The sequence below is a fragment of the Streptomyces sp. NPDC048473 genome (genome assembly GCF_043200155.1).
Classification (GTDB): Bacteria; Actinomycetota; Actinomycetes; order Streptomycetales; family Streptomycetaceae; genus Streptomyces.
The window spans coordinates 1-7,104 of sequence record NZ_JBICXE010000120.1; the positions used below are offsets into that span (position 1 = coordinate 1).

A 7,104-nucleotide genomic window follows, 5' to 3' on the forward strand; every position below is an offset into this window, starting at 1 on the left:
CAAGAAGCATGTCCAGGCAGTGCTCGCCCTCGCCCGCCGACGAGTCAACGTCCTGTGGGCCCTTATTCGTGACCGACGGTGCTACGAGGTCACACTCCCTGCGACCACAGCCGCTGGACAACAACATTAGGAAGCATGTACTGGAAGACCGAGCCAGAGATCAAACGCGCCTGGAACAAGACCCTGCAACTGGCCCGCCAGCAAGGCGCCTCCACCCGATTCGGCCGTTGACCGTCCTCTCTCGAATCACCAAAGCCGACGAGGCCCTCGATGATGCGCGGGAGATCCATGCCAGGCCCAACGACGAACAGGGGGGCACGAACCGCGACGGCCGACGCCTGTCCGCGCCCCGGGCTTCCGCAAAGGCCTGGCCCGGCCTGCCGACACGGCGCACGCTGGAGAGAGCGAGCACCACGAGGACCAGGACGTCGCCGCCGAACCAGCCCCGCGACCGCTGAGCACGGCGCAGGCCCGGGAGATGACAGTTGGGCTGCGCGAAGCGATGGACGACGTCCGGCGCTCCGTCGCGGTGCTCGCCGCCAGGGTCCGTGACGCGCACGCGGCCCGCGTCTGGGCACCTCTCGGCTTCACCTCGTGGGAAACGTACTGCACGAAGGAGTTCGGCATCAGCCGCGCCCAGGCGTACCGGCTCCTCGATGTCGCACACGCCCTGGACGCCATCCAGACCGCCGTCACCGCCGGCGGCCCCCAGCCGGTACTGCCGATGATGCCGGGCATGCCCGAGCGTCGCACCCACGACTACCTGTGGCACGGCATCACCAGCCTGTTCGCCGCCTTCAACATCGCCGACGGCACCGTCGTCGGCGAACTCCACCGCCGCCACCGAGCAGTAGAGTTCAAGAAGTTCCTGGTCACCACAGAAGGTCACTGCTGACAGCCTGCGGGACGGAGTGGGCCGGCTCCTCGCGGACGTCGACCGGCGCAACGGCATCGCAGAGCGGGCATGGGCGCACGGCCGCCGAGGCGCGGCTGACGGGCTGGTGGACGTCGCCGCGTAGTGGATGTCCGCTCCGGCCTGGTATTTCCTGCAGGGCCGGAGCCAACATACGCGTCGTGCTCTGGTGCTACTTCCAGTTGTGTTCTGCCAGAACGCCATCCTCTCGTAGATAGCCGAGAAGCCCTTCCTTCGGGTACTCGATGATGTCCTCGGGCAGTTCGTGCACGCTGAACCACTGCAGGCCGAGGCACTTCTCCGGTTCCTTGTTGACGGGTTCCCCGCTCCACTCGGTGGCTTCGAAGAAGAACCCGATCCTTTCCACGGCGTCGCTCTGCTTGTGGTGCACGATGTGCACCAGCCGCAGATGTTCCGGATTGACGGTGACGCCGGTTTCCTCCAGCAGCTCCCGCGTGGCCCCGACGCTCAGGGGCTCACCCCGGTCGAGCTTGCCGGACGGCATGTGCCAGCGCCCGTAGCCATAGGGGCCGCCGCGCTGAGAGAAGAGCAGTTTGTCACCGCTGCGGAGGATGACGTGGGTGTCGATGACGGGCTGCGCGGGTTGCGGATTCATGTTCCTTGGGGGGTTGTTGGTCGCGGTGGGACAGCCGACGCTACCGATGGTTCGGGGATCGCGTCGGCGATTCTGGACGCGACCTCCGATGGGGTGGCAGCACTGCTGTCCAGGACCAGCACCTTCACGTTCTTGGCCGTGAGGGTCTGGGCGGTCTCGGCGTAGAGGTCGACTTCGCGGACGGGCATGGTTGGGTCAAGGTGGAAGCGGTGCTGGACTCCGCGCCTGGCTATCCGGTCGGCGATGAGGCCGGGAGACGCGGTCAGGATCACCGCCAGGTCCGGCATCAGCACGTGTTCGTTCAGGTTGAGCAGGAACTCCAGCGGCACGCCGTCGAGTTGCTGCAAGACCAGCGTCGAGGCGAGGTACCGGTCGCAGATGACGGTGTCACCGGCACTGAGCGCGGGCTGGATCTCGTTCTCGATGTGGGCGTACCGGTCTGCGGTGACAAGGCAGGCCAGGGCATGGCCGTGGATGTGGTCGGCGTTTTGGCGGGTGAAAACGCCGAGGGCGCTGGTGGAGGGTTCCACGGTCTGGCGGACGACGATGCCGCGTGTGGCCATCTCTTCGCGAAGGGCCTCGATGGTGGTCGACTTTCCGACGCCGCTGGGGCCGTCAAGGGTCACGAGCTGTCCGCGTCGCTGCCTCATGCTGCGGTCCCCTGTGCCGTCTGGTTGCGTTCGTGCTGCTCGCGGGTGAGCGTGGCTAGCGTTGAACGGACCGTGGTCAGGGGAACGTCGCCGAACTGGATGCCGACGGAGAAGTTGAACTCGTCGCGTTGGCGCATCGACTCGTCGGCGCCGTCTGCGGTCAGGTCGACGTCTCCGTACGCGAGGAGGCGGTCGGGATCGTGGCCGGCGTCGGTGAGGGTCTTCCACACGGGGGTTCCGGGGTAGGGGCGGAACTCGAAGACGCTGGCCCGCACGTCGCCGGGGTTACTGTCGGCGATGCTCCAGAGATTGCGGATGTGGCGCACGGTCGCCTCGATGTCGTCGTGGGTCTCACCGGGGAAGCCGAGGATGAAGTACCCCTTCACACCGATGCCGTGCGCGACCAGGCGCCGGGCGACGCGTTCGGTCATTTCGGCGTCGATGCGCTTGTCCATGGCGTCGAGGATGCGGTCGCTGCCGGACTCGATGCCGAGGGCGACCTCGCGCAAGCCGTTCTCCACGAGGCGTTCGAATTCGCTGTCGGCGAGCCGGTCCAGGACGTTGATGCGTCCGGTGGCGTCCCACACGTACCGCTCACCGATCCGGTGCTGGGTGAATGCCTCCATCTGCGTCTTGATGACGCGAGAGGCGCCGAGGAAAAGGTCGTCGACGAACCGGAAGGCGGTCACACCGTACTCGTCGTGCAGCTCGTCCAGCTCGCCGATGATGTTCTCGGGGTCACGGACTCGGATGGTGAGATCAGGATTGGCGCTGACGGCGGCACCGCAGAAGGTGCAGTTGTACGGGCAGCCGCGGCTGCCGACGATGTTCGCTTCCATGTGACCGTTACGGGCAGCCTCCTTGAGCAGGTCGATGCCGCGGCTCACCGCCAGGCGCCGGTCCGTCTCGGTGGGCGCGGCCTGGTGGGGGTCCTGGGGCAGGAACGCGCGGTTCACGTACGGCAGGGCGTTGATGTCCGGCCCCAGCATCTGCGGATTCGGCTTGCCGACCGGGACGCCGACTGCCCGGGTGCCGAGCAGGCGGTCGCGCCACAGCACCGCGGGCAGTTCACGGCGGTGCTGGTGGTCTTCCAGGAGCGCGGCGACCCGCAGTTCACCTTCGCCGAGGACGAGGGCTTGCAGGTTCGCCATGCGCGGGTCGGCGAGAACGCGGTCGGGCATGGCCTTGGCGTGGTGCCCGCCAACCATCAGGGCGATGGCCGGGTCCAGGCTGGCCGCGATGCGCGCCGACATTTCGTAGGTAGGGGCGAGGAGGTTCATCGCCGCCCACCGGGGTTGTGCGTCGTTGACGATTTTCGCTGTCTCCGCGATGCCAAGCCCGTGCGCTTCGGCGTCGAGTACGCCGACGTTGAAGCCGCCGACCTTCTGCGCGTACGTGGCGATGTATGCCATCCCCAGTACGGGCAGCGTGTAGTCGTTGGCCCGTGGCCGCTCGTCGTAGTTCCGCAGCGGTGCGTTGACGAACAGGGCGTCGAGCGTGCGGGCCGGATCGGCACCGGTGATCAGCGGTAACTGCATGGGTCCTCCAGGTCAGCGGGCATGAGAGCCCCAGGTGAGGGTGGAGAGGGTCAGAGTGTGCAGGGCGGTGCGGTCGGGGCCGGCCATGCCGGTCCACATCGGGCCGAACGCCTTGTCCTTCTTGTCCGGCCAGGCGTAACCGGGCGCGATCTGCGCGGCCCAGGTACGCACGGCGAGATCGTCGTGCGGGTAGACACTGAAGTCCCCGGTGACGTCGGCCGCGGCTGCCGCAGCGGTCCACGGACCGATGCGGGGAACGCTCGTCAGCGCGCCAACCAATTCGGGGGCGTCCATACAGAGCCAGTCGACGGCGTGCAGCTCGTAGTGCTGGGCGGCGGCCTGCAACACGCTGCGGTGGAACTTCGCTCCGACGGCTGCGAACTGTTCATCGTCCAGAGCCAGAACCTGCCCGGCCGTGGGAGCGACGGCAAGGTCACCGAAGGGGCTGTCGACCGTGGTTCCGTAGGTCTTGCACCACTCCCGGTAGAGCTTGCGGGCCTGCCCGGCTCGCACGACCTGACGCAGGATCGCCGTGGTGATCGCGTCCCACAGCCACGGGTTGGCGAGTCGCCGCGTGACACCGAGGTCATCGAGCCCCGCCTTGAGCTCGGCGGGGACGCTGCTGGGCAGGCAAGTGGGATCGGTGGTGACGAACGTCGGCTTCACGTCCTCGATACCGTCCACGCAGTTCATGTGCAGGCCGTTTCGGTCCCACGACAGGACCCAGACGCCCGTGGCCGCGTGCACGGCTCGCGCGCGGCCACCGGCCTCGGTCTCGATCCAGGCGGGGTGATCGGCCGTCAGGACGCTCATGGGGTGCTCCTCGTGTTGTGCGGTTGTCGCGCCGTAGCCTCTCGCGTCGAGGGGGGTCTGCGCGCGCGGCCGCGGGAAGCGGAGCGAGTTCAGTGGATGAGGTGGCGCCGGGCCAGATAGCTGCGCATCATGCGGTACTCGTGCAACGTTGCGGGCCTGGACTCGGCGGGCTCCCGATCGGGCTCGGCAGCGGTCGGCCAGGCGTCTCGCGACGGCATCAATTCAGCGACCGCGTTCGAAGCGCTCTTGCGGCGCGGTCCGCGGACGAACAGCGTCACCGTGTCCGGCTCCATCACGGCCTGGTGCACCATCTGGTGCCCCAGGGTGTAAGCGCTGCCCGGCCGCTCGATGGTCACGATGGCCGGCTCCAGGTCGGTGCCGCTGATCGGTCCCTCCCACTCGTCGGTGCGACGGCGCACCACGTGCACGTACCCGCCGGCGAGGATGCGCGTGGCGAACGGGTAGCAGTGGTCGTGCGGGACGAGCTGGTTATCCAGGCGGGGGTTCATGTTCATGCGGATCTCGAACCCGCGATCGGGCGCGTGATAGAGCGACAGCCGGTTCAGGAGCAGGGTCACACGACTGTTCGCAAGCCGCTCCGCGTCGAGGGGGATCTCGTCGATCAGCTGGGTCAGCAACTTCGTATCCTCAGCGAGCCGATCCAGCAGAGCACGGCTGATGTCCTGCACGGCACGCAGATCGGGCGTGTCCAGGGACGGAACGTTGTCCAGCCAACTCGTAGCGTTCACCAGGCACCGCCCGTACTGGCGTTCACAAGGCATCTCAGCGCCCTGCGGGCACGCAGGGCCACCACGGAGTACTCGTTGAACGTCAGCATCCCGGTTGGGACGGCTTCGGGCTGCGTCATGGCGAGCACCTGCATGCTGTCGGCGGTGCTTTGCAACGCGCACAGCGTGCCCGGGTGCGCGGCGAAGACCTGCTCGGGGCCGAAGCTGCGCGCATACTGTGGGCGCCCGGCTGCAACGTCCTCGGGCCGCTGGTACATCTCCAGAGCGACGGTTCCAGCAACCGTGAGGACGACCGATGTAGCGGCGACCGGCCACGGCGTCATACCGGTCCGAAAGGCCAAGCGCAGGTAGATTCCGCGCTCGTCGCGGGCCGGAAGCGGAAGGTGGGCATACCCGTGAGCCAGGAACGCACCAGTGGGCGCGTCGGGCATGCCGTTCACCATGCTGGCGAGGCTGGAGATTAGTGGTGCGAGCCAGCCATCGGTGTCCGCGGCAAGGATCTTGGGCACGTCGCCCGGTTCTCGGCCTTGGCTGAGCAGTTCCTCGAGGAAGAGGGGGAGTGTGACGTCCATTGGGTGCCCTTTCAGGTAGTCGGGGTAAAACCTGCCCGGGGGTGCGGGGCAACCCCGGGGGTCATGCGTGGGCCGCGGCCGAGTCTGCTTATGAAGGCCGGGGGGATGAAGGCGATGAACGAACACCGGATGTGCAGCCAGTGCAGTAGTGCCTCGTACTCGTCGTCAATGGACGCGATCGAGCTCCGGCCGAGCATGAGGATGCCGTGCGCATACCCGCAGCCCACGTAGCGAACGGCATCGGACAACGACGGCTGTGTATCACCAGCCGGGGTGTCGCGGAGCACATCCGTGAAGTGCCTTCTGGCGGTGCGCCACCCCATATGGCGTGCGTAGACCAGGAGTTCACCGCAGGACGTCTCGATAGTGCTGCGGTCCTGGGCCAGTACGTACGTCGTGATGCAGACTTGCCGGCCGCGGGACTTCCTGGCTGCGACGCTCTCGTCGTAAAAGCTCCGACGCAGAGCTGCCAGGCGGTTGCCCGGGTTGGGGCGAATTCGAGGCGGGCCCTCGTACTGCCAGTCGTCGGGGTCGACTTCGGTCACGACAGCCGCCCCGTATCCGGCACCCCGAGGAATCCGAGCTGCCACGCCCTGGTGATGGCGTGCGCGGGGTTCTTGGCCCCTAGGGCAGCAAACAAGGAGCGCGCATCCTTGCGCACAACGTGCTCCGGCCAGTGAAGGTGGTCGGCCATCTCTCCGACGGTCATACCCTTGGCAAGCAGAGCGAGGACTTCGCGCTGAGTATCGGGTAGGCAGATCGGCCCGTCGTCGGCGTCAGGGGCAGGCTCAGGCTGGCCCAGGGCACCGGACTCGTATGCCGCTTGAACCAGGGCCGGTGTTCCGTGGACACCGAGCCTGTGTGCAGCTACGTCCTTGTATTCGCGGACTGTGGTGGTCCTCAGGTTGAGCGTGTCGGCAATCTGAGCCGGGAGCAGCCCGTCAGCCAGGAGTCGTACGACGTCGTGTTGACGGGGGGTGAGGCAGGCCGTCGACGCGGTGGTCACCTGTAATCTCCTCTGGTAGATGTCAGGCGAGCGGTGTGATGCCTGCGTAGCAGGGCAAGTGGTCGGAAATCCGTCGCACAATGGGCGTGTCCACGATCGTCCGGCGCACCAACTGGTCAGCCACGCCTTCGGCGGCCAGCACATGAAATCCATGAAGCTCCGCCATCTTGAAGTGGCTGGTCAGCGGGGTGGCGTGACCTGGTTTCGGGGTGCTCGTGCTGGTCGTGGGCGGCAGTCTGTGTTGTAG

The 7,104-nt window shown here is 67.1% G+C and carries 9 protein-coding genes and 1 pseudogene; 1 reads left to right on the plus strand and 9 read right to left on the minus strand.

Features of this window, described 5'->3' with window-relative positions; genetic code table 11:
• Positions 1 to 709 precede the first annotated feature (709 nt).
• Positions 710 to 871: pseudogene (locus tag ACGFU7_RS47180) on the plus strand (IS630 family transposase); the annotation flags it as partial.
• Positions 872 to 1,085: 214 nt separating this feature from the next.
• On the opposite strand, the gene ACGFU7_RS47185 reads toward ACGFU7_RS47180, so the two are convergent.
• The 9 genes from ACGFU7_RS47185 to ACGFU7_RS47225 form a co-directional block, all read right to left on the minus strand.
• Entirely contained in the window at positions 1,086 to 1,529 is a 444-nt protein-coding gene (locus ACGFU7_RS47185; protein WP_393704896.1) for an NUDIX domain-containing protein, read from the minus strand.
• Positions 1,526 to 2,179, minus strand: coding sequence for a dTMP kinase (gene tmk, locus ACGFU7_RS47190; protein ID WP_393704898.1), 654 nt, complete (start codon positions 2,177 to 2,179; stop codon positions 1,526 to 1,528). Before tmk ends, ACGFU7_RS47185 begins: the two co-directional genes overlap by 4 nt.
• A complete protein-coding gene (locus ACGFU7_RS47195) occupies positions 2,176 to 3,717 on the minus strand; it encodes a B12-binding domain-containing radical SAM protein (RefSeq protein ID WP_393704900.1) in 1,542 nt (513 codons plus the stop codon). Before ACGFU7_RS47195 ends, tmk begins: the two co-directional genes overlap by 4 nt.
• Positions 3,718 to 3,729: 12 nt before the next feature.
• A complete protein-coding gene (locus ACGFU7_RS47200) occupies positions 3,730 to 4,530 on the minus strand; it encodes a hypothetical protein (RefSeq protein WP_393704902.1) in 801 nt (266 codons plus the stop codon).
• 89 nt (positions 4,531 to 4,619) lie between these two features.
• Positions 4,620 to 5,219 carry a hypothetical protein gene (locus tag ACGFU7_RS47205; protein WP_393704904.1) on the minus strand — a complete coding sequence of 200 codons (600 nt, stop codon included), beginning with the start codon at positions 5,217 to 5,219 and terminating at the stop codon, positions 4,620 to 4,622.
• Between the two features lie 56 nt (positions 5,220 to 5,275).
• Complete coding sequence (locus tag ACGFU7_RS47210) at positions 5,276 to 5,851, minus strand: hypothetical protein (RefSeq protein WP_393704906.1); 576 nt, start codon at positions 5,849 to 5,851, stop codon at positions 5,276 to 5,278.
• Between the two features lie 11 nt (positions 5,852 to 5,862).
• Entirely contained in the window at positions 5,863 to 6,396 is a 534-nt protein-coding gene (locus ACGFU7_RS47215) for a hypothetical protein (protein ID WP_393704908.1), read from the minus strand.
• A complete protein-coding gene (locus ACGFU7_RS47220) occupies positions 6,393 to 6,857 on the minus strand; it encodes a response regulator transcription factor (protein WP_393704909.1) in 465 nt (154 codons plus the stop codon). The genes ACGFU7_RS47215 and ACGFU7_RS47220 overlap by 4 nt, the downstream gene beginning before the upstream one ends.
• A gap of 22 nt (positions 6,858 to 6,879) precedes the next feature.
• Positions 6,880 to 7,104: hypothetical protein (locus ACGFU7_RS47225; RefSeq protein WP_393704911.1), on the minus strand; the 225-nt coding region annotated here is incomplete at its 5' end.

Coding starts and splice junctions, on each gene's coding strand:
- ACGFU7_RS47185 (WP_393704896.1), bottom strand. CDS start 1,529: ATGAATCCGCAACCCGCGCAGCCCGTCATCGACACCCACGTCATCCTC.
- tmk (WP_393704898.1), bottom strand. CDS start 2,179: ATGAGGCAGCGACGCGGACAGCTCGTGACCCTTGACGGCCCCAGCGGC.
- ACGFU7_RS47195 (WP_393704900.1), bottom strand. CDS start 3,717: ATGCAGTTACCGCTGATCACCGGTGCCGATCCGGCCCGCACGCTCGAC.
- ACGFU7_RS47200 (WP_393704902.1), bottom strand. CDS start 4,530: ATGAGCGTCCTGACGGCCGATCACCCCGCCTGGATCGAGACCGAGGCC.
- ACGFU7_RS47210 (WP_393704906.1), bottom strand. CDS start 5,851: ATGGACGTCACACTCCCCCTCTTCCTCGAGGAACTGCTCAGCCAAGGC.